Raw genomic sequence first — 22,760 nt, 5'->3', positions numbered from 1 at the left:
ATTACGCCCTCCCCTTTCATTGATGAAAATTATCGGCGTAATATAGGGAAAGAAAAATTGACGAGTTGAGGCAGGAGCGTTCCTCTTTTATGTCCACGTCCCGATTGCAGCAGCAGTTCATCCGTCTGTGGCAACGTTGCCACGGTGAAACGACCGACACCACGCTGCAGGCGCTGGCGGAGGTGCTGAGCTGCTCGCGGCGCCACGTGCGCTCCCTGCTGAGCGCCATGCAGCGGGAGGGTTGGCTCACCTGGCAGGCGGAGTCGGGGCGCGGCAAGCGTTCGCGGTTAACCTTCCACTACACCGGCCTGGCGCTGCAGCAACAGCGGGCCGAGGAGCTGCTGGAACAGGACCGCATCGATCAGTTGGTGCAGCTGGTGGGCGACAAAAACGTGGTGCGCCAGATGCTGCTGTCGCAGCTGGGGCGCAGCTTCCGCCAGGGGAAACACATCCTGCGGGTACTCTACTACCGGCAGCTGTACAACCTGCTGCCCGGCTCGGCGCTGCGGCGTTCGGAGACCCATTTGGCGCGGCAGATCTTCAACGGCCTGACGCGCATAAATGAGGAAAACGGGGAACTCGAGTCCGATCTGTCTCACCATTGGCAGGCGCTGACGCCGCTGCACTGGCGGTTTTACCTGCGCCCGGCGATCCATTTTCATCATGGCCGTGAGCTGGAGATGGCGGACGTCATCACTTCCCTTTCGCGACTGACCTCGCAACCGCTGTTCTCGCATATCGAGAGCATCACCTCGCCGACGCCGTTCGTTATCGACGTACAGCTGCGCAGCCCCGATCACTGGCTGCCCTGGCTGCTGGGCAGCGTGCAGGCCATGATCCTGCCGCGCGAATGGCGTGAACTGCCGGATTTCGCCCGCCATCCGGTCGGCACCGGCCCCTACCGCATGGTGCGCAACCATCCCAGCCAGATGAAGATCCACGCCTTCGACGACTATTTTGGCTACCGGGCGCTGATCGACGAGGTGAACATCTGGGTGCTGCCGGAGTTTTCCGAAGAGCTGGTGCACTCCGGCGTGCAGCTGCAGGGCGATGAAACCGGCAACAGCGAGCTGGAAAGCCGGCTGGAAGAGGGCTGCTATTTCCTGCTGTTCGATCAGCGTTCTCCGCTGGCCGCCGACCCCGCCATTCGCAGTTGGCTGTGCGAATTGATCAACCCCATTTCGCTGCTGAGCCACGCCGGGCCGCTCTACCAGCGCTATTGGTCGCCGGCGTACGGCCTGCTGCCGCGCTGGCACCACAACCGCACGCTGGCGCAACAGCCCAAGCCCGCGGGCCTGACCGAACTGACGATGACCCACTTCAATGAACATTCGGAGTTTCACGCCATTCGCCAGGCGATCGAACCGCTGCTGGCGCAGCACGGCATCCGCCTGATCGTGCAAAGCGTGGATTACGCCACCTGGCACCAGGGCGCCGCGCGCAGCGATCTGTGGCTCGGCAGCGCCAACTTCTATCTACCGCTGGAGTTTTCGCTGTTCGCCACGCTGTACGAACTGCCGCTGATGCAGCATTGCATGAACGAAGATCTGGCGCAGGACGCGGCGCTGTGGCGCGCCAACCGTTTGCCGCTGGCCGAGTTCTGCCAGCGTCTGGTCAGCAACCACCAGCTGCACCCGCTGTTCCACCACTGGCTGCAACTGCACGGCCAGCGCAGCATGCGCGGCGTGCGGATGAACACCCTCGGCTGGTTCGACTTCAAGTCCGCCTGGTTTGCCCCGCCGGAGGCATAAGCGCCTTTCGCCCGGGGCGGTTAATCTTTACAATAGCGCCGTCTCAACGGGGTGCGGTAAGTCGGGCCGCGTGATAAGCCCGATTTTCCGCTGAGAGCACACCCGTCGAACCTGATCCGGTCAATACCGGCGGAGGGATTTGAGCCCAGCGAACCGGCGACGCCGCCTCGCCCCCTCAGATGCCCTTGCCCCCTTATTTTTCAGGAGTGCAACGTGGTCAAAACATATCTGCCCTGCTTATTGCTGCTGTGTGCCGCGCCGGTGTTCGCCAAGCCGACGCTGACGGTTTACACCTACGATTCCTTCGCCGCCGACTGGGGCCCAGGCCCGGCGGTGAAAAAAGCCTTCGAAGCCGAGTGCGACTGTGAACTGAAGTTCGTCGCGCTGGAGGACGGCGTCTCGCTGCTGAACCGCCTGCGCATGGAAGGCAAAAACAGCGCCGCCGACGTGGTGCTGGGGTTGGACAACAACCTGTTGCAGGCGGCGCAGCAAACCGGCCTGTTCGCGCCGAGCGGCGTCGACACCGCCAAACTGACGGTGCCGGGCGGCTGGCAGGACGCGACCTTCGTGCCTTACGACTACGGGTACTTCGCCTTCGTCTACAACAAAGAAAAACTGAAGAACCCGCCAAAAAGCCTGCAGGAGCTGGTCAGCAGCGATCGCAACTGGAAAGTGATCTACGAAGATCCGCGCACCAGCACGCCGGGCCTCGGCCTGCTGCTGTGGATGCAAAAAGTGTATGGCGACAAGGCGCCGGCCGCCTGGCAGCAGCTGGCGAAGAAGACCGTCACCGTCACCAAAGGCTGGAGCGAAGCCTACGGCCTGTTCCTGAAAGGCGAAGGCGATCTGGTGCTCAGCTACACCACCTCTCCCGCCTATCACCTGATCGAAGAGAAAAAAGATCTCTACGCCGCCGCCACGTTCAGCGAAGGGCACTACCTGCAGGTGGAAGTGGCGGGCAAGCTGAAGGCCGCCAAACAGCCTGAGCTGGCGGAGCGCTTCATGCAGTTCATGGTGACGCCGGCCTTCCAGAACACCATCCCGACCGGCAACTGGATGTACCCGGTGATCAACACCCCACTACCCATCGGCTTTGAGCAGATGAACGTGCCGCATACCGCGTTGCAATACAGCGCCGAAGAGGTGGCCAAACAACGCGGCGGTTGGATCCGGGCATGGCAAACCGCCGTCAGCCGCTGATCCCCCGCTGGCTCTGGCCGGGGCTGCTGGCCGCCGGCGTGATCCTGCTGGTCGCCGCGCTGGCGATGGGCTCGCTGTGGCGTCACGCGCCGGACAGCGACTGGCGCGGCCTGTGGCAGGACAGCTACCTGTGGCACGTGGTGCGCTTCACCTTTTGGCAGGCGCTGCTGTCGGCGCTGATTTCAGTGCTGCCCGCCGTTCTGCTGGCGCGCGCGCTCTATCGCCGCCGTTTCCCCGGCCGGCAGCTGCTGCTGCGGCTGTGCGCCATGACGCTGGTGCTGCCGGTGCTGGTGGCGGTGTTCGGCCTGCTCAGCGTCTATGGGCGCCAGGGCTGGCTGGCGACGCTGTGCGGCTGGCTGGGCGTCGAGTATGGCTTCTCGCCCTACGGCCTGCAGGGCATTCTGCTGGCGCACCTGTTCTTTAACCTGCCGCTGGCCACCCGCCTGTTGCTGCAGGCGCTGGAGAATATCCCGGTGGAGCAGCGCCAGCTGGCCGCCCAGCTGGGCATGAATGGCTGGCAGCAGTTCCGCTTCGTCGAATGGCCGGCGCTGCGCCGCCAGATATTGCCGAGCGGCGCGTTGATCTTCATGCTGTGCTTCGCCAGCTTCGCCACCGTGCTGTCGCTGGGCGGCGGGCCGCAGGCCACCACCATCGAACTGGCGATCTACCAGGCGCTGAGTTACGACTACGATCTGGGCCGTGCCGCCATGCTGGCGCTGATCCAGTTAAGCTGTTGTCTGGGGCTGGTGTTGATCAGCCAGCGGCTGAGCCAGGCGCTGCCGGTGGGCCATACCCACGCCCAGCGCTGGCGCAACCCGGAAGACAGCCTGTGGCGGCGCGTCGGCGATTTTCTGCTGATCGCCGCCGCGCTGCTGCTGCTGCTGCCGCCTCTGCTGGCGGTGATCGCCGACGGCGCCAATCAGGCCGTCGTCAGCGTGCTGCGCCAGCCGGTGCTGTGGCAGGCGCTGTTCACGTCGCTGCGCATCGCCCTCGGCGCCGGGCTGTTGTGCGTGGCGCTTACGATGATGCTGCTGTGGAGCAGCCGCGAGCTGAAGCTGCGGCAGCATCTGCGCGGCGGCCAGGCGCTGGAGCTGAGCGGCATGGTGATCCTGGCGATGCCGGGCATCGTGCTGGCCACCGGCTTCTTCCTGCTGCTGAGCGATACGATCGGGCTGCCGCAGTCGCCCTATGCGTTGGTGATCCTCACCAATGCGCTAATGGCGGTGCCCTATGCGCTGAAGGTGTTGGAGAACCCGATGCGCGACCTCGCCGAACGTTACAACCCGCTGTGCCTGTCGCTGGATATCCACGGCTGGCAACGGCTGCGGCTGATCGAACTGCGCGCGCTGCGTCGCCCGCTGGCACAGGCACTAGCCTTCGCCTGCGTGCTGTCGATCGGCGATTTCGGCGTGGTCGCCTTGTTTGGCAACGAGCATTTCCGTACCCTGCCTTTTTACCTGTATCAGCAGATTGGCGCCTACCGCAGCAACGACGGGGCGGTGACCGCGCTGCTGTTGCTGCTGTTGTGTTTCCTGCTGTTTACCCTGATCGAACGCTTACCGGGGCGCCATGCTGACGCTTGAAAAACTGACCTATCTGTACGAACACCTGCCGATGCGCTTTGATCTGCGCATCCAGCCAGGCGAGCGCGTCGCGGTGCTCGGCCCCAGCGGCGCCGGTAAAAGCACCCTGCTGAGTTTGATCGCCGGTTTTCTGCCAGCGGCCAGCGGCCGACTGCTGCTGAACGACGAAGACCACACCGCCACCCCGCCGGCCAAACGGCCGGTGTCGATGCTGTTTCAGGAGAACAACCTGTTCGCGCACCTGACGGTGGCGCAGAACATCGGGCTGGGGTTGGATCCCGGTCTGCGCTTGACTGAACAGCAGCGCCAACAGCGGGCGCATATCGCCCGTCAGGTCGGCCTGGAGGAACACCTGGAGCGCCTGCCGTCGCAGCTTTCCGGCGGTCAGCGTCAGCGCGCCGCGCTGGCGCGCTGTTTGATTCGCCAACGGCCGATCCTGTTGCTCGACGAGCCCTTCTCGGCGCTCGATCCGGCGCTGCGCAACGAGATGCTGCAGCTGCTGCAGACGGTGTGCGAACAGCGCAACCTGACGCTGCTGATGGTGTCGCACAACCTCGACGACGCCGCGCGCATCGCGCCGCGCACGCTGCTGGTGGTCGACGGGCGCATCTACTACGACGGCCCGACGCAGGCCCTGCTGGACGGCAGCGCGCCCGAAGCGCGCGTGCTGGGCATTTCGGGTAAAGCGTGATCTGACGCGCGTTTTTTATGCTGCGGCAATAAACCTGTTGTGCGAATTTTGCGCCTGTGTTTTTATAAAAACCTGACTTTTTTTACTGATGATAAGGTTCCCTGTGATCGCATCCTCGCTGACTTCGACCCTACTAGTTACCGCGCTACCAGCCGCGGTGGTCGTCGTGCGTGTGGTGGTGGTCGTCGGCAATGCGCCGTAGGGTCCGAATCAACGCATCGATTCCCAAACCCCGCCGGCGCAAACCGGGCGGGGTTTCTTGTTTTAGCACCCTGCCCAAAAAAGCTCACCGGCCTTGAGAAAGGACAGGAACATGGCAACTTCGGGCACGCCTCAGCCGGGCACCAGCTTCACCGGCGCACAATTGATCGTTCATCTGCTGGAGCGGCAGGGCATCACCACCGTCGCCGGCATTCCCGGCGGCGCGGCGCTGCCGCTGTATGACGCGCTGAGCCAAAGCACCCGCATACACCACGTGCTGGCGCGCCACGAACAGGGCGCGGGCTTTATGGCGCAGGGCATGGCGCGCGCCAACGGCAAAGCGGCGGTGTGCATCGCCTCCAGCGGGCCGGGCGCCACCAACCTGGTCACCGCCATCGCCGACGCCAAGCTCGACTCCATTCCGCTGGTGTGCATCACCGGTCAGGTGCCCTCCTCAATGATCGGCACCGACGCCTTCCAGGAGGTGGACACCTATGGCATTTCCATTCCGATCACCAAGCACAACCATCTGGTACGCGATATCCGCGAACTGCCACAGGTGATCGGCGACGCGTTCCGCATCGCCGAGTCCGGCCGCCCCGGCCCGGTCTGGATCGATGTGCCGAAAGACGTGCAGACCGCCACCATCACCCTGGAGGAGCTGCCGCCGATCGCCGTGCCGGACGCCGCACCGAGCTTCGATCCGGCGCTGGTTTCGCAGGCCGCCGCGATGATCAACCAGGCGAAACGCCCGATCCTCTACCTGGGCGGCGGCATCATCTGCGCCGACGCTCACCGGCAGGCGCTGGAACTGGCCGAACGCGCCGGTCTGCCTACCACCATGACGCTGATGGCGCTGGGGGCGATGCCGGTGGAACACCCGCTGTCGCTGGGCATGCTGGGCATGCACGCGGCGCGCAGCACCAACTTCATTCTGCAGGAGGCCGATCTGCTGATCGTGCTGGGCGCGCGCTTCGACGATCGGGCAATCGGCAAAACCGAACAGTTCTGCCCTAACGCCGCCATCATTCACGTGGATATCGACCGCGCCGAGCTGGGCAAGGTCAAGCAGGCCAACGTGGCGATCCATGCCGACGTCGGCCAGGTACTGCAACAGCTGCTGCCGCAGATCGACACGCAGCCGCGCAGCGCGTGGCTGAGCACCGTCAACGACCTGAAACGCGAGTTCCCGTTCAACATGCCGAACGCCGACGATCCGCTGAGCCATTACGGCCTGGTGCTGGCCGCCGCGCGCTGCGTGGACGACAGCGCCATCATCACCACCGACGTGGGCCAGCATCAGATGTGGGTGGCGCAGGCCTATCCGCTGAGCCGGCCGCGCCAGTGGCTGACTTCGGGCGGTTTGGGCACCATGGGCTTCGGTCTGCCGGCGGCGATCGGCGCGGCGCTGGCGGAGCCCGAGCGTAAAGTGCTGTGCTTCTCCGGCGACGGCAGCCTGATGATGAACATTCAGGAAATGGCCACCGCAGTCGAACACGATCTGGACGTGAAAATCATTTTGATGAACAACCAGGCGCTGGGGCTGGTGCACCAGCAGCAAACCCTGTTCTACCAGCAGCGCATCTTCGCCGCCGCCTATCCGAAGCGCACCGATTTCCTGAAGATCGCCGCCGGATTCGGGCTGGATACCTGCGATTTAAACGCCGCGGAAGATCCGCAGGCCGCGCTGGCCGAGGCGATCCAACGCCCGGGCCCCTGCCTGATCCACGCGCTGATCGACATCAACGAAAAAGTGTTCCCGATGGTGCCGCCGGGCGCCGCCAACATCGACATGATTGGAGAATAAGCCATGCTGCAACCACAAGATAAACCCCAGGTGATTCTGGAGCTGGCCGTGCGCAACCATCCCGGCGTCATGTCGCACGTTTGCGGGCTGTTCGCTCGCCGCGCGTTCAACGTCGAAGGCATTCTGTGTCTGCCGCTGAAGGACGGCCAGCAGAGCCGCATTTGGCTACTGGTCGCCGACGACCAACGGCTGGAGCAGATGATAAGCCAGGTGGAAAAGCTGGAAGACGTGCTGCAGGTGAAGCGCCACAGCGAAGACGTGCGGGTATTTGAACAGCTGGAAGCGTTCTTCCAGTAAGGCGAACGGGGGCTGACGCCCCCTATCCATTATGATGATTGCCCGGACAGCACCTGCCACAACAGGTGCCGATACACCGGCATCAGCGGCTGCTGGCTCAGCAGATAACCGACCGCCAGCGCCGCCGGCCAACTCACGGCGCACACCACGCGCAGCCGCAGCGGCGTCAGCCAACGGCTCAGCCGATCGGCATTGCGCTTGCCCTCACGCCACCAGCGCCAGCTCAGCCACACCGCCAGCCAGAGGGTGAGCGCCGCGGCGAGCAGCAGCCACTTGAACATCGCGCTGTTGGCGCCGGCGGGAATGTCGATCGCCACGCCCGCCAGGATGCCGGGGAAAAAATAGACCGGCGGCCAGGTCAGGCAGCCGATGATGTTCGGCAAAGCAAACTTGTACGGCGGCAGATCGAGCATGCCGGCCACCATCGGCACCAGCGGGCGCGTCGGGCCAACGAAGCGGCCGATCAGAACGGTCGCCATGCTGTGCTGGTGCAAGGCGTGTTCGGTTTTGTCGAGCAGCGCTTTGTTCTTCTTCAGGAACGACCAGCGGTGCAAGGGCCCTTTGAAGGCGTGGCCGACGAAATAGGAGATCCAGTCGCCGAGCAGGCAGCCGACGATCCCCGCCGCCCAGGCGTAGTAGAAGTCCACCTTGCCGCTGCCGATCAGGGCGCCGATGCTGGCCATCATCACCGTGCCGGGCAGCAGCAGCCCCACCAGCGCCAGCGACTCGAGAAAAGCGACCAGCAGGACGACCATCAGGGTGAAAGCCAGTGACTGGGTGATCAAATCTTGTAAATAGGCTTCCATTACACCTCTGCGGATTATTCGGCCAAACGGGGCGAAGGATTTTCCAGTGCCGCCGCAGACGAGTCAATCGATGAATTGTATGCGTATTTGGCAACGCCGCACGGCAATGGACAATTACTGTATAAAAACCCATACTATAATTTATCTATATTAGCGCTAAAACCGACATCTCGCTGAATGTCGCGCACGCCGCCCGGCGGAAGACGAAGGGGTTATGACAGCACTGCAACAGGGTTTCCTGCTCACTCGCCACTGGCGCGACACGCCCGCCGGCACCGAGGTCGAATTTTGGCTGGCGACCGACGCAGGCCCGCGTCAACTGCGCTTGCCGCCGCAAACCTCGGTGGCGTTTATCCCCGCCGAACAAAAGCCGCGCGCGGAACTGCTGCTGCGCGAAGAACGGCAAGTCGAACTGAAACCGCTGGCGCTGACGGATTTTCATCACCGCCCGATGCTGGGGCTGTACTGCCGCCAGCACCGTCAGCTCATCAAGCTGGAAAAGCTGCTGCGGGAAGGCGGCGTTACGCTCTACGAGGCCGACATTCGCCCGCCCGAGCGCTACCTGATGGAACGCTTCATCACCGCGCCGGTGTGGTTCAACGGCCAGGGCAACGGCGATGGGCCGTTGCTCAATGGCCAGATGAAGCCGGCGCCGGACTACCGCCCGACGCTCAGGCTGGTGTCGCTGGATATCGAAACCACCGCCCACGGCGAACTTTACTCCATCGCGCTGGAAGGCTGCGGCCAGCGGCAGGTCTACATGCTGGGGCCGGCCAACGGCGGCGATGCGCCGCTGGATTTCGATCTGGAATACTGCGTCAGCCGCCCCCAGCTGCTGGAACGGTTGAACGCGTGGCTGGAGCGCCACGATCCCGACGCCATCATCGGCTGGAACCTGGTGCAGTTCGATCTGCGGGTGCTGCAAAAGCACGCCGAACGCTACCAGATCCCGCTGCGGCTGGGGCGCGGCGGCAACCTGCTGGAGTGGCGCGAGCACGGCTTCAAACAGAACCACTTTTTCGCCGCCGCCGCCGGCCGCCTGATTATCGACGGCATCGAAGCGCTGAAATCCGCCACCTGGAATTTTCCTTCCTTCAGCCTGGAATACGTTTCGCAGGCGCTGTTGGGCGAAGGCAAGGCGATCGACAACCCTTATCAGCGCATGGCGGAGATCGACCGACGCTTCGCCGAAGACAAGCCGGCGCTGGCCCGCTACAACCTGAAGGACTGCGAGCTGGTGACGCGCATCTTCGCCAAGGCCGACCTGCTCAACTTCCTGCTGGAACGTGCCACCGTCACCGGGCTGGCGGCCGATCGCAGCGGCGGATCGGTGGCGGCCTTCAGCCACCTCTATATGCCGCGCATGCACCGCCTGGGCTTTGTCGCCCCCAACCTCGGCGAACAGCCGGAAGAGCACAGCCCCGGCGGCTTTGTGATGGATTCCCGGCCCGGTCTGTACGACTCGGTGCTGGTGCTGGACTATAAAAGCCTGTACCCGTCGATCATCCGCACCTTCCTGATCGATCCGGTCGGGTTGGTGGAAGGCATGCGCCACCCAAGCGACGCCGACTCGGTGCCCGGCTTTCGCAACGCCCGCTTCTCGCGCAGCAAACACTGCCTGCCGGCGATCGTCGAACAGATCTGGCAGGGGCGCGAGGCCGCCAAGCGCCAACACAACAAACCCCTGTCGCAGGCGTTGAAGATCATCATGAACGCGCTGTACGGCGTGCTGGGATCGAGCGGCTGCCGCTTCTTCGATCCGCGGCTGGCGTCGTCGATCACCCTGCGCGGCCACGAGATCATGCGCCAAACCCGCGAGCTGATCGAAGCCGAAGGCTATCAGGTGATTTACGGCGATACCGACTCCACCTTCGTGTGGCTGAAACAGCCGCATGACGAGCAGCAGGCGGCGCAGATCGGCCGGGCGCTGGTGCAGCGGGTCAACGCCTGGTGGCAGCAGCATCTGCAGCAGCAGTTCGGGCTGGAGAACGCGCTGGAGCTGGAGTTCGAAACCCACTATTCCCGCTTCCTGATGCCGACCATTCGCGGCGCCGAACAGGGCAGCAAGAAGCGCTACGCCGGCCTGATCGCACGCGCCGGCGGCGAGGAAGAGATGGTGTACAAAGGCCTGGAAACGGTGCGCACCGACTGGACGCCGCTGGCGCAGCAGTTCCAGCAGCAGCTCTATCAGCGCATCTTCAAACGGCAGCCCTACCAGGATTATGTGCGCGACTACGTCGGCAAAACCCTGAACGGCGACTTCGACGATCAGCTGGTCTACCGCAAGCGCCTGCGCAGAAAGCTCGACGACTATCAGCGCAACGTACCGCCGCACGCCCGCGCCGCGCGCATCGCCGACGACTACAATCGCAGCCAGGGGCGGCCGCTGCAGTATCAGAACGGCGGCTGGATCAGCTACGTGATGACCGTCGCCGGGCCGGAACCGCTGGAAACGCGCCATTCGCCCATCGACTATCAGCATTACCTCGAACGCCAGCTGCAACCGGTGGCAGACGCTATACTCCCTTTCTTGCACGACGATTTCACCACGCTGGTCACCGGGCAGATGGGGCTGTTTTGAGATTGCGCCAGGTTAAGAAAAATCATCCGGTTTTGCAGGTGACGAACGCGCCGCCTTCCATTACCATAGCGCCCTTCCCAAAACTGAACCACGCTTAGCCCTGCCGTCTCGCGACGTCTGCATGGCGTGAACGGCTATTGCCCGTCAAATTTAAAACAAACCGGGATTAGCAGACGTTCAGTACAGGTGCCGCGGCCCTTCCCGCCCGGTAACAAGACTTACTTACAAAGAATCGAGCCGACAATATATGCCTTTTACTCTTGGTCAACGCTGGATCAGCGACACGGAAAGCGAATTAGGACTGGGCACCGTCGTGGCGCTGGACGCGCGCATGATTACCCTGCTTTTCCCCGCCACCGGTGAAAACCGCCTCTATGCCAGAAACGATTCGCCGATCACCCGCGTGATGTTCAACCCGGGCGATACCGTCAGCAGCCACGAGGGATGGCAGCTGCAGGTGGAAGAGGTGAAAGAGGAAAACGGTCTGTTGACCTATATCGGCACCCGCCAGGACACCCAGGAAAGCGGCGTGGCGATGCGCGAAGTCCTGCTGGACAGCAAGCTGACCTTCAGCAAACCGCAGGATCGCCTGTTCGCCGGCCAGATCGACCGCATGGACCGTTTCGCGCTGCGTTTCCGCGCACGCAAATACCAGAGCGAGCAGTATCGCCTGCCGTTCGCCGGCCTGCGCGGCATGCGCGCCAGCCTGATCCCGCACCAGTTGCACATCGCCCATGAAGTCGGCCAGCGCCATGCGCCGCGCGTCTTGCTGGCGGACGAAGTCGGCCTCGGCAAAACCATCGAAGCCGGCATGATCATCCACCAGCAGCTGCTGGCGGGCCGCGCCGAGCGCGTGCTGATCGTGGTGCCGGAAACGCTGCAGCACCAGTGGCTGGTGGAGATGATGCGCCGCTTCAACCTCTACTTCTCGCTGTTCGACGACAGCCGCTACGCCGAAGCCAAGCTCGACAGCAGCAACCCGTTCGAAACCGAACAGCTGGTGATCTGCTCGCTGGACTTCGTGCGCCGCAACAAGCAGCGCCTGGAAGAGCTGGCGGACGCCCAGTGGGATCTGCTGGTGGTCGACGAAGCACACCACCTGGCCTGGAGCGAAGAAGCGCCGAGCCGCGAATATCAGGTGATCGAACAGCTGGCCGAGCATATCCCCGGCGTGCTGCTGCTGACCGCCACCCCGGAGCAGCTGGGCCAACAGAGCCACTTCGCGCGCCTGCGTCTGCTCGATCCGAGCCGTTTCCACGACTACGGCGATTTCGTCGCCGAGCAGCAGAAATACCGCCCGGTGGCCGACGCCGTCACCCTGCTGCTGAGCGGTGAACGCCTGGCCGACGACAAGCTGAACCTGCTGGGCGAGCTGATCGACGAGCAGGACATCGAACCGCTGCTCAAAGCGGCCAACAGCGAAGGCGACAACGCCGAGCAGGCGCGCCAGGAGCTGGTGGCCATGCTGATGGATCGCCACGGCACCAGCCGCGTGCTGTTCCGCAACACCCGCAACGGCGTGAAGGGCTTCCCACACCGCAACCTGCACCAGATCAAGCTACCGTTGCCGACCCAGTATCAGACCGCGATCAAAGTCTCCGGCATCATGGGCGCCAAGAAGTCCGTCGAAGCGCGCGCGCGCGACATGCTGTATCCGGAGCAGATCTACCAGGAATTCGAAGGCGAAAACGCCACCTGGTGGAACTTCGACCCGCGCGTCGAGTGGCTGCTGGACTACCTGCTGGCCAACCGCAACGAAAAAGTGCTGGTGATCTGCGCCAAGGCCGACACCGCGCTGCAGCTGGAGCAGGTGCTGCGCGAGCGTGAAGCGATCCGCGCCGCGGTGTTCCACGAAGGGCTGTCGATCATCGAGCGCGACCGCGCCGCCGCCTACTTCGCCTCCGAAGAGGAAGGCGCGCAGGTGCTGCTGTGTTCCGAGATCGGCTCCGAAGGCCGCAACTTCCAGTTCGCCAGTCAGCTGGTGATGTTCGATCTGCCGTTCAACCCGGATCTGCTGGAGCAGCGTATCGGCCGTTTGGACCGTATCGGCCAGATGCACGATATCCAAATCATGGTGCCTTACCTGGAGCACACCGCGCAGGCGGTGCTGGGCCGCTGGTTCCACGAGGGGCTGGATGCCTTCGAACACACCTGCCCGACCGGCCGCACCATCTACGACAGCTGCTACGAGCAGTTGATCGGCTATCTGGCCGCGCCGACCGAACAGGAAGGCTTCGACGAATTCATCCACGGCTGCCGCCAGCAGCACGATCAGTTGAAAGCGCAGCTGGAACAGGGCCGCGACCGCCTGCTGGAGATGCACTCCAACGGCGGCGACAAAGCCCAGGCGCTGGCTGCCGCCATCGCCGAGCAGGATAACGACGTCAATCTGGTGGGCTTCGCGCTCAACCTGTTCGACATCGTCGGCATCAATCAGGAAGACCGCAGCGACAACCTGATCGTGCTGACGCCGTCCGATCACATGCTGGTGCCGGACTTCCCGGGCCTGCCGCAGGACGGCTGCACCGTCACCTTCGACCGCGATCGGGCGCTGTCGCGCGAAGACGCGCAGTTCGTCAGCTGGGAGCACCCGATCATCCGCAACGGCCTGGATCTGATCCTGTCCGGCGACACCGGCAGCTGCGCAGTGTCCCTGTTGAAAAACAAAGCGTTGCCGGTCGGCACCCTGCTGGTTGAGCTGGTCTACGTGGTGGAAGCCCAGGCACCGAAGCACCTGCAGCTGACCCGCTTCCTGCCGCCGACGCCGATCCGCATGCTGATGGATCGCAAGGGCACCAACCTGGCGGCGCAGGTCGAGTTCGAAAGCTTCAACCGCCAGCTGAACGCGGTCAATCGCCACACCTCCAGCAAGCTGGTCAACGCCGTGCAGCAAGACGTGCACGCCATGCTGCAGCAGGCGGAAAGCCTGGTGGAAGCGCAGGCGCGCACGCTTATCGAACAGGCGAAGCAAGAGGCGGACGACAAGCTGAGCGCCGAGCTGGCGCGTCTGGAAGCGCTGAAGGCGGTCAACCCGAACATCCGCGACGACGAAGTCGAAGCGCTGGAGTTCAACCGCCGTCAGGTGCTGGCCAACCTCAATGAAGCCGGCTGGCGTCTGGACGCCATTCGTCTGGTGGTGGTCACCCACCAGTAACCGGCGCGACGCGGGGAGGCAAGCGCCTCCCCGTTCGGCCCTTATCGCGGAGCCAAGATGGAACCCTACAATCCCCCGCAGGACCCGCTGCACATCCTGTATCAGGATGAACACATCATGGTGGTCAACAAGCCCAGCGGCTTGCTGTCGGTGCCCGGCCGCGCGCCGGAAAACAAAGACAGCCTGATGACCCGCATTCAGGCCGATCATCCGGCCGCCGAATCAGTGCACCGGCTGGACATGGCCACCAGCGGGGTGATCGTGGTGGCGCTCAACAAGGCCGCCGAGCGTGAGCTGAAGCGCCAGTTTCGCGAACGCGAACCGAAGAAATCCTATATCGCCCGCGTTTGGGGGCATATGGAGCATGACGAAGGGCTGGTGGATTTGCCGCTGATCTGCGACTGGCCGAACCGGCCGCTGCAGAAGGTGTGTTTTGACACCGGCAAAGCGGCGCAAACGGAATATCTGGTGCTGTCGCGCGACGCCGACGGCAGCACCCGCGTGAAGCTGACGCCGATCACCGGCCGCTCGCACCAGCTGCGGGTGCACATGCTGGCGCTGGGGCATCCGATCCTCGGCGACGGTTTCTATGCCCCGCCGGAGGCCAAGGCGATGGCGCCGCGGCTGCAGCTGCATGCGCAAGAGCTGCGCATCACCCACCCCGCCTTCCAGACGCCGATGCACTTTCGCGCCGAGCCGGATTTCTGAGCTCATCACCCAAGGATACCCTAAATAATTCGAGTTGCAGGAAGGCGGCAACTAAGCGCAGCCCCGGGAGCGTACAAAAAGTACGTGACCGGGGTAAGCGCGGGCAGCCAACACACCTGCAGCTCGAAGTATGACGGGTATCGTTATTTAAAGCCTTTCTCGCGTTTGATCAGGTCGTACGCCGCCTGAATCTCCTGTGCTTTCTGCTTGGCCATTTCCATCATCTGCGGCGGCAAGCCTTTCGCCACCAGCTTATCCGGATGGTGTTCGCTCATCAGTTTGCGGTAGGCGCGTTTGATGGTGGCGGCATCGTCGCTGCTGCGCACGCCGAGCACCTTGCACGCGTCGTCGAGCGTCGGGCCGCGCTGAGCCTGCTGATAGCCGCCCTGCGAATATCCGCCCTGCTGACCGCCGCCGAACTGGCGCCCACCTTCCATCATGCTGAGGAACTGGTCGAACTGCGCGCGCGAAATGCCCAGCTCCTCAGCGATGACGTACAGCACCTGGCGTTCGTTCGGGTGCAGCGAGCCGTCGGCAAACGCCGCCTGAATCTGAATTTCCAGAAACATCCGAATCAGATCGAAGCGGCCAAAACAGATGCTGCGGAACTGCTGCAGCGTCTCACGCAGCGGGAACTGGCTCTGTTTGCCCTCGCGGAACGCCTGTTGCGCCGCAGTGCGCGCTTCGCCGTGCAGCTGCAGGCGATCCATGAACAGGCTGGCGATCTGGATATCCGCCTCGGTGACGCGTCCTTTGGATTTGGTCAGGTGGCCCATCACCTGAAAAGTGGTGCGGAAAAACAGCGTTTGCCGCGTTTGCTGGTCGGTGAAAAACCCCCGGCTGCGCTTGTTGCTGCGCGCCGTATCGATCATATGACCGATAATCAGCCCCAGAACTACACCCCAGAATCCCGCGCCAGACCAGATGGCGACGATGACGCCGAGCAGTTTTCCCCAATACTGCATATACTCCTCAATTATCATGCCGAAAGCCGCCCACTCCCCTTCGCTTCAGGAAAGGGTGCAGGCGATTTTTCCTAGAATTTGGATTATCATACCTGTCATTTATCTTTGCGCCTAACGACGACGCAAGTAAACGGCTGGATTTAGCACTAGCGCAACGCAGATGAGTAATATAGTCTCTGACCGTTTGCCGGACACGACGCCTCTGATGACGGAACACCAAAACCGCGTATGAAAAAAAGTTTCCCAACACTGCTGGCCACGATGATTTGGACGGCACTCTACAGTCAGCATGCGCTGGCTGATCTGGCCGAGCAATGCATGCTTGGCGTTCCCGTTTACGACAAGCCTTTGGTCAGCGGCGATCCGAACAGCCAACCGGTGACCATCAATGCCGATGACTCGCGCGCCGACTACCCGAAAAGCGCCCTGTTCAGCGGCAATGTGCATATCGAGCAGGGCAACAGCACCCTGACCGCCAAAGAAGTTGAGCTGAACCAGACGCAAAAACCCGGCCAGACGGAGCCGGTGCGCACCGTCACCGCCACCGGCGACGTGCACTACAGCGACAATCAGATCAAACTGAAAGGCCCGAAGGCCTGGTCGAACCTGAACACCAAAGATACCGACGTCTATGAAGGCGACTACCAGATGGTCGGCCGTCAGGGGCGCGGCGACGCCGACAAGATGAAGATGCGCGGCGCCAACCGTTACACCATTCTGGAAAACGGCACCTTTACCTCCTGTCTGCCGGGCGACGACAGCTGGAGCGTGGTCGGTTCCGAAGTGATCCACGATCGCGAAGAGCAGGTGGCGGAAGTATGGAACGCTCGCTTCCGCATCGGCGGCGTGCCGGTGTTCTACAGCCCGTACCTGCAGCTGCCGGTCGGCGACAAGCGCCGTTCCGGCTTCCTGATCCCGAACGCCAAGTACGGCAGCAACAACGGCTTCGAGTTCATGTTGCCGTATTACTGGAACATCGCGCCGAACTACGACGCCACCATCACCCCGCACTATATGTCCAAACGCGGCCTGCAGTGGCAGACCGAGTTCCGCTATCTGGTGCAGCCGGGCCTCGGCCTGATGGAGTTCGACTGGTTGCCGGACGACAAGGAATACGGCAAAACCAATGACGACAGCAAACGCTGGCTGTTCTACTGGAACCACAACGGCGTCATGGATCAGGTGTGGCGCTTCAACGTCGATTACACCAAGGTCAGCGATTACAAATACTTCACCGACCTGGACTCCAAGTACGGCTCCACCACCGACGGCTACGCCACGCAGAAATTCAGCCTCGGCTACGCCAACGAGAACTGGAACGCCACGCTGAGCTCCAAGCAGTTCCAGATCTTCGACAATACCGATCGTACCTGGTCGAAGACTTACAAGGTGCAGCCGCAGCTGGACCTGAACTACTACAAAAACGACCTCGGCCCGTTCGATTTCCATATTTACGGCCAGGCGGCCAAGTTCACCAGCGTCAACCCGTACAGCCCGGACGCCACCCGTCTGCATATGGAGCCAACGCTCAACCTGCCGCTGACCAACGGCTGGGCCAGCCTGAACACCGAAGCCAAGCTGATGGCGACCCACTACCAGCAGGATATTCCTAACGGTTTCGCCGCCAACTACAGTATGCGCAATCAAGGTGCAACGGCACCGACGTTGGATGACTCGGTCAACCGCGTATTGCCGCAGTTCAAGGTCGACGGCAAGCTGGTGTTCGAACGGCCGATGATCTGGGCCGAAGGGGCCACTCAGACGCTGGAGCCGCGCGTTCAGTACCTGTACGTGCCGTATCGCAACCAGAGCAACATCTACACCTACGACAGCACGCTGCTGCAGACCGACTACTCCGGCCTGTTCCGCGACCGCACCTACAGCGGCCTGGATCGCATCGCTTCGCAGAACCGCGTCTCGACCGGTGTGACCACCCGTATTTATGATGACGCGCTGGTGGAACGTTTTAACGCTTCCGTGGGTCAAATCTACTACTTCAGTCGCTCGCGTACCGGCGACCAGATGACGAACTTCGATAACAACGATAATACCGGCAGCGTGGCCTGGGCCGGCGATACCTATTGGAAAATCGACGATCGTTGGGGCCTGCGCGGCGGCCTGCAGTACGACACCCGCCTGAACACCGTCTCGCTGGGCAACGGCGTGGTGGAGTATCGCCAGGACGCCGAGCGCGTGGTACAGCTGAACTACCGTTACGCCACCCCGGAATACATCAAGACGGCGCTGAACACCAATGAGATTCCGGCCTATCAGGACGGCATTTCGCAGGTGGGCATCACCGGCAGCTGGCCGATCGCCGATCGTTGGGCGGTGGTCGGGGCGTACTACTACGACACCCGCGCCAAACAATCCGCCGATCAGCTGGTGGGGCTGAAGTACAACACCTGCTGCTGGGCAGTGACCCTGGGCTATGAGCGCAAGGTTACCGAATGGAACGCCAGCAACAATACCAGCGTTTACGACAACAGAGTTTCGTTCAACGTCGAACTGCGCGGCCTGAGCAGCGATCATAGTCTCGGCTCCGCAGAAATGCTGCGCTCCGGCATTCTGCCGTATCAGCGCGCATTCTGACGCTTTGCAACACTTTGAAAACGAGAACTTTCACCCGCATTTGCGGATTACATAATGGGAAATGTATGAAGAACTGGAGAACGCTTATTCTCGGATTGGTGGTTTGCGCCAATGCCGCGTTCGCAGCACCCCAAGAAGTGGATAAAGTCGCCGCCGTCGTGGATAACGGCGTGGTACTCGAAAGCGACGTCAACGGACTGTTGCAATCGGTGAAGCTCAACGCCCAGCAGGCCGGCCAACAGCTGCCGGACGACAAGACGCTGCGCCATCAGATCATCGAACGCCTGATCATGGATAACATCCAGCTGCAGATGGCCAAGAAAATGGGCATCACCGTGTCCGACGCCGATCTGGATAAAGCGATCGCCAATATCGCCGCGCAAAACAAGATGAGCGTCGATCAGCTGCGCAGCCGCCTGTCGTATGAAGGGTTGAACTACAACACCTACCGTTCGCAGATCCGCAAAGAGATGCTGATCTCCGAAGTGCGTAACAACGAAGTGCGCCGCCGCGTCACCATCCTGCCGCAGGAAGTGGACTCGCTGGCCAAACAGGTGGGCGCGCAGAACGGCAGCGACACCGAAATGAACATCAGCCACATTCTGATCCCGCTGCCGGAGAACCCGTCTCAACAGCAGGTCGACAAAGCCGAAGAGCTGGCCAAACGCCTGGTGGGTGAGATCAACAGCGGCGCCGACTTCGGCAAGCTGGCGATCACCTACTCCGCCGACTCTCAGGCGCTGAAAGGCGGCAACATGGGCTGGGGCAAGCTGCAAGAGATCCCGACCCTGTTCGCGGAACGTCTGGTGAGCGCCAAGAAAGGCGACGTCGTCGGCCCAATCCGCTCCGGCGTCGGCTTCCACATCCTGAAAGTGAACGACATCCGCGGTGCGAGCCAGTCGGTGTCGGTTACCGAAGTGCACGCCCGTCACATCCTGCTGAAACCTTCGGTGGTGCTGACTGACGATCAGGCGCGCGCCAAGCTGCAATCCGTTGCGGAAGCAATCAAGAGCGGCCGCGCCAAGTTTGCCGACGAAGCCAAACAGCTGTCGCAGGATCCGGGTTCCGCCATGCAGGGCGGCGATCTGGGCTGGGCTTCTCCGGACATCTACGATCCGGCCTTCCGCGATGCGTTGCTGAAGCTGAGCAAGGGTGAAATCAGCGCCCCGGTCCACTCTTCCTTCGGCTGGCACCTGATCCAGCTGCTGGATACCCGCCAGGTGGATAAGACCGACGCCGCGCAAAAAGATCGCGCTTACCGCATGCTGTTCAACCGTAAGTTCGCCGAAGAAGCACAGACCTGGATGCAGGAGCAGCGCGCCCAGGCTTACGTGAAGATCCTCGATGGCAGCGATGCACAGCAATAAACGCGTCGTCATTACCCCCGGCGAACCCGCCGGGGTAGGGCCGGATTTGGTGGCAGCGCTGGCGCAACAGGATTGGCCTGTTGAGCTGGTGGTGTGCGCCGATCCGGCCCTGCTGCTTGAGCGCGCCAAGCGTTTGGGTCTGCCGCTGACGCTGCGCGACTACCAGCCGCAGCAACCGGCCGAGGCGCAACGCGCCGGCACGCTGACCGTGCTGCCGGTCCCGCTCGCTCACCCGGTCACCGCCGGGGAGCTGAACGTCGGCAACAGCGCCTACGTGGTGGAAACCCTGGCGCGCGCCTGCGACGGCTGTCTGAACGGCGAATTCGCTGCGCTGATCACCGGCCCGGTGAACAAGGGCGTGATCAACGACGCCGGCGTGCCGTTTATCGGCCATACCGAATTCTTTGCCGATCGCAGCCGCTGCGATCGCGTGGTGATGATGCTCGCGACCGAAGAGCTGCGCGTGGCGCTGGCGACCACCCACCTGCCGCTGCTGGCGGTGCCGGGCGCCATCACGCAACAGAGCCTGTTCGAAGTCATCCGCATCCTCGACCACGATCTGAAAACCAAATTTGGCATCGCCCGGCCGCACATTTACGTTTGCGGTCTGAACCCCCACGCCGGGGAAGGCGGCCATATGGGGCACGAAGAGATAGACACCATCATCCCGGCGCTCGACGCGCTGCGCGCTGAGGGCATCCATCTTGTCGGCCCGCTGCCGGCGGACACCCTGTTCCAGCCCAAATATCTGCAAGATGCCGATGCGGTGCTGGCGATGTATCACGATCAGGGGCTGCCGGTGCTAAAATACCAAGGGTTCGGCCGCGCGGTGAATATCACCCTCGGTTTGCCTTTCATACGCACCTCGGTCGACCACGGTACCGCTCTGGAACTGGCCGGCACCGGCACCGCCGATGTCGGCAGTTTCCAAACGGCCCTGAATCTCGCCATTAAAATGATAATTAATTGTAATGAATAACAGAGTCCACCAAGGGCACTTTGCCCGCAAACGCTTTGGACAAAACTTTTTAACCGATCAGTTTGTCATCGATAGCATTGTCTCCGCCATTCACCCGCAGCCGGGCGAAGCGGTGGTCGAGATCGGCCCCGGCCTCGGCGCCCTGACCGAGCCGGTCGGCGCACGCATGGATCGCATGACGGTGATCGAACTGGACCGCGATCTGGCCACCCGGCTGGAGAACCATCCGCGGCTGAAAGACAAGCTGACCATCCACCAGCAGGACGCCATGACGGTGAATTTCGCCGAACTGGCCGAGGAAGCTGGCCAACCGCTGCGCGTATTTGGTAACCTGCCGTACAATATTTCGACGCCGCTGATGTTCCACCTTTTCAGCTATACTCAGGCAATCCGCGACATGCACTTTATGTTGCAAAAAGAGGTGGTCAACCGTCTGGTGGCCGGCCCGAACAGCAAGGCCTACGGGCGTTTGACCGTGATGGCGCAGTACTACTGCAACGTCATTCCGGTGCTGGAAGTGCCGCCGACCGCGTTCGCGCCGCCGCCGAAGGTCGATTCCGCCGTGGTGCGCCTGGTGCCGCACAGCGTGCTGCCGAACCCGGTGGGCGACGTGCGCATGCTGAGCCGCATCACCACGCAAGCGTTCAACCAGCGGCGGAAAACCATCCGCAATAGCCTGGGCGACCTGTTCACGCCGGAACAGCTGACGGAGCTGGGCGTCGATCCTTCGCTCAGAGCAGAAAATATTTCTGTGGCGCAGTACTGCAAGCTGGCGAACTGGCTGTCAGCCAATACGACGCCGCAGCAATAAGGAGTTGTTGTCATGATTGATTCGCCCCGCGTGTGTATTCAGGTTCAGAGCATCTATGTGGAATCACAGTCGATCCCTGAAGAAGAGCGTTATGTCTTCGCTTATACCATCACTATCCGTAATCTGGGGCGGAACGACGTGCAACTGCTGGGCCGTTACTGGCTGATCACCAACAGCAACGGCCGCCAAACCGAAGTTCAGGGCGAAGGCGTGATCGGCGAACAGCCTGTCATTCCGCCCGGCGGAGAGTTTCAGTATACCAGCGGCGCGATTCTGGAAACGCCGCTGGGCACCATGGAAGGCCATTACGAAATGGTGGACCATCAGGGTCAACCGTTCCGCACCGCTATTCCCGTGTTTCGCTTAGCCATTCCAACGCTGATCCATTAATTATGTCGACATACCTTATCGGCGACGTTCACGGCTGTTACGATGAACTGAAGTCGCTGCTGGCTCAGGCTGCTTTCGATCCCGAGCACGATCGGCTGTGGCTGACCGGCGATCTGGTGGCGCGCGGCCCCGCCTCGCTGGACGTGCTGCGCTTCGTGCGCTCGCTCGGCCCGGCGGTGCGCATGGTGCTGGGCAACCACGATCTGCACCTGCTGGCGGTCTACGCCGACATCAGCCGCAACAAGCCCAAAGATCGCATCACCCCGCTGCTGGAAGCGCCGGACGCCGACGAGCTGATCAACTGGCTGCGCCGCCAACCGGTGCTGCAGGTGGACGATGAGCAAAAGCTGGTGATGGCGCACGCCGGCATCACCCCGCAGTGGGATATCGACACCGCGAAAATGTGCGCGCGCGAAGTGGAAGCGGTATTGAGCAGCGACAGCTACCCGCTGTTTCTCGACGCCATGTACGGCGACATGCCGAACAACTGGACACCGGAACTGAGCGGCCTGGCGCGCCTGCGTTTCAGCACCAATGCGCTCACGCGCATGCGCTACTGCTTCCCCAACGGCCAGCTCGACATGATCTGCAAAGATGCGCCGGGCACCGCACCGGCACCGCTGAAGCCGTGGTTCGAGCTGCCGCGCCTGGTGGATCCGGAATACACCATCGTCTTCGGTCACTGGGCCTCGCTGGAAGGCAAGGGCACGCCGGAAGGCGTGATCGGGCTGGACACCGGCTGTTGCTGGGGCGGCGATCTGACGATGCTACGCTGGGAAGACCGCCGTTACTTCACGCAGCCCGCCAACCGTGGCGAGGCGCCTGACCACGCCGGCAGACTGGCCGCGTCCTGAAAATATAAAGGCGGCCCAGGGCC

General features: G+C 62.5%; 18 protein-coding genes and 1 riboswitch. Of the genes, 16 read left to right on the top strand and 2 right to left on the bottom strand.

Going from position 1 to position 22,760, the window contains the following annotated elements; all coding sequences use genetic code 11:
* Positions 1-89 precede the first annotated feature (89 nt).
* The 7 genes from sgrR to ilvN all read left to right on the top strand — a co-directional run bounded on the left by sgrR (position 90) and on the right by ilvN (position 7,530).
* Positions 90-1,751, top strand: a complete 1,662-nt coding sequence (gene sgrR, locus C3F38_RS05695; protein ID WP_047728985.1) for an HTH-type transcriptional regulator SgrR — start codon at positions 90-92, stop codon at positions 1,749-1,751.
* A 37-nt stretch (positions 1,752-1,788) separates the two neighbouring features.
* Positions 1,789-1,907: riboswitch (TPP riboswitch) on the top strand.
* Between the two features lie 57 nt (positions 1,908-1,964).
* Positions 1,965-2,951 (top strand): thiamine ABC transporter substrate binding subunit, encoded by a 987-nt coding sequence (gene thiB, locus C3F38_RS05690; protein ID WP_047728987.1) that lies wholly within the window; start codon positions 1,965-1,967, stop codon positions 2,949-2,951.
* The gene (gene thiP, locus C3F38_RS05685) at positions 2,927-4,534 is read left to right on the top strand and encodes a thiamine/thiamine pyrophosphate ABC transporter permease ThiP (RefSeq protein WP_038873432.1); all 1,608 of its coding nucleotides are present in this window, start codon (positions 2,927-2,929) and stop codon (positions 4,532-4,534) included. The genes thiB and thiP overlap by 25 nt, the downstream gene beginning before the upstream one ends.
* On the top strand, positions 4,521-5,225 hold the full coding sequence (gene thiQ / locus C3F38_RS05680) for a thiamine ABC transporter ATP-binding protein ThiQ (protein WP_038873430.1): 705 nt from the start codon (positions 4,521-4,523) through the stop codon (positions 5,223-5,225). The genes thiP and thiQ overlap by 14 nt, the downstream gene beginning before the upstream one ends.
* An 88-nt stretch (positions 5,226-5,313) precedes the next feature.
* Complete coding sequence (ivbL, locus tag C3F38_RS05675) at positions 5,314-5,427, top strand: ilvB operon leader peptide IvbL (protein ID WP_154747116.1); 114 nt, start codon at positions 5,314-5,316, stop codon at positions 5,425-5,427.
* Positions 5,428-5,538: 111 nt separating this feature from the next.
* Positions 5,539-7,233, top strand: coding sequence for an acetolactate synthase large subunit (gene ilvB, locus C3F38_RS05670; RefSeq protein WP_038873428.1), 1,695 nt, complete (start codon positions 5,539-5,541; stop codon positions 7,231-7,233).
* Between the two features lie 3 nt (positions 7,234-7,236).
* Positions 7,237-7,530 (top strand): acetolactate synthase small subunit, encoded by a 294-nt coding sequence (gene ilvN, locus C3F38_RS05665; protein WP_016929110.1) that lies wholly within the window; start codon positions 7,237-7,239, stop codon positions 7,528-7,530.
* A gap of 29 nt (positions 7,531-7,559) precedes the next feature.
* Here the strand turns inward: ilvN and C3F38_RS05660 are convergent, their stop codons facing one another.
* On the bottom strand, positions 7,560-8,336 hold the full coding sequence (locus C3F38_RS05660; RefSeq protein WP_055316073.1) for a DedA family protein: 777 nt from the start codon (positions 8,334-8,336) through the stop codon (positions 7,560-7,562).
* A gap of 214 nt (positions 8,337-8,550) precedes the next feature.
* On the opposite strand from C3F38_RS05660, the gene C3F38_RS05655 reads away from it, so the two are divergent.
* From C3F38_RS05655 to rluA, 3 genes are all read left to right on the top strand, one after another.
* Positions 8,551-10,917, top strand: coding sequence for a DNA polymerase II (locus C3F38_RS05655; RefSeq protein ID WP_038873423.1), 2,367 nt, complete (start codon positions 8,551-8,553; stop codon positions 10,915-10,917).
* 247 nt (positions 10,918-11,164) lie between these two features.
* The gene (gene rapA / locus C3F38_RS05650; protein WP_047728991.1) at positions 11,165-14,071 is read left to right on the top strand and encodes an RNA polymerase-associated protein RapA; all 2,907 of its coding nucleotides are present in this window, start codon (positions 11,165-11,167) and stop codon (positions 14,069-14,071) included.
* Between the two features lie 57 nt (positions 14,072-14,128).
* On the top strand, positions 14,129-14,779 hold the full coding sequence (rluA, locus tag C3F38_RS05645) for a bifunctional tRNA pseudouridine(32) synthase/23S rRNA pseudouridine(746) synthase RluA (protein WP_004932866.1): 651 nt from the start codon (positions 14,129-14,131) through the stop codon (positions 14,777-14,779).
* 143 nt (positions 14,780-14,922) lie between these two features.
* On the opposite strand, the gene djlA is transcribed toward rluA, so the two are convergent.
* Entirely contained in the window at positions 14,923-15,744 is an 822-nt protein-coding gene (gene djlA / locus C3F38_RS05640) for a co-chaperone DjlA (protein WP_015376627.1), read from the bottom strand.
* 228 nt (positions 15,745-15,972) lie between these two features.
* Here djlA and lptD point away from each other — a divergent pair, with 228 nt between their 5' ends.
* The 6 genes from lptD (at position 15,973) to apaH (ending at position 22,737) form a co-directional block, all read left to right on the top strand.
* Complete coding sequence (gene lptD, locus C3F38_RS05635; protein ID WP_055316101.1) at positions 15,973-18,336, top strand: LPS assembly protein LptD; 2,364 nt, start codon at positions 15,973-15,975, stop codon at positions 18,334-18,336.
* A 65-nt stretch (positions 18,337-18,401) separates the two neighbouring features.
* The gene (gene surA, locus C3F38_RS05630) at positions 18,402-19,703 is read left to right on the top strand and encodes a peptidylprolyl isomerase SurA (RefSeq protein WP_048232625.1); all 1,302 of its coding nucleotides are present in this window, start codon (positions 18,402-18,404) and stop codon (positions 19,701-19,703) included.
* Positions 19,690-20,682: a 4-hydroxythreonine-4-phosphate dehydrogenase PdxA gene (gene pdxA, locus C3F38_RS05625; protein ID WP_033649277.1), complete on the top strand. Its 993-nt coding sequence runs from the start codon at positions 19,690-19,692 to the stop codon at positions 20,680-20,682. The genes surA and pdxA overlap by 14 nt, the downstream gene beginning before the upstream one ends.
* Positions 20,675-21,493 carry a 16S rRNA (adenine(1518)-N(6)/adenine(1519)-N(6))-dimethyltransferase RsmA gene (rsmA, locus tag C3F38_RS05620; protein WP_038873412.1) on the top strand — a complete coding sequence of 273 codons (819 nt, stop codon included), beginning with the start codon at positions 20,675-20,677 and terminating at the stop codon, positions 21,491-21,493. The genes pdxA and rsmA overlap by 8 nt, the downstream gene beginning before the upstream one ends.
* 12 nt (positions 21,494-21,505) lie before the next feature.
* Complete coding sequence (apaG, locus tag C3F38_RS05615; protein WP_038873410.1) at positions 21,506-21,883, top strand: Co2+/Mg2+ efflux protein ApaG; 378 nt, start codon at positions 21,506-21,508, stop codon at positions 21,881-21,883.
* Between the two features lie 2 nt (positions 21,884-21,885).
* A complete protein-coding gene (gene apaH, locus C3F38_RS05610; RefSeq protein WP_103791751.1) occupies positions 21,886-22,737 on the top strand; it encodes a bis(5'-nucleosyl)-tetraphosphatase (symmetrical) ApaH in 852 nt (283 codons plus the stop codon).
* Positions 22,738-22,760 lie beyond the last annotated feature (23 nt).

Origin of the sequence: Serratia sp. SSNIH1 (assembly GCF_002935055.1) — a bacterium.
GTDB classification, from domain to species: domain Bacteria; phylum Pseudomonadota; class Gammaproteobacteria; order Enterobacterales; family Enterobacteriaceae; genus Serratia; species Serratia nevei.
This window is presented reverse-complemented; position numbering and strand designations above follow the sequence as displayed.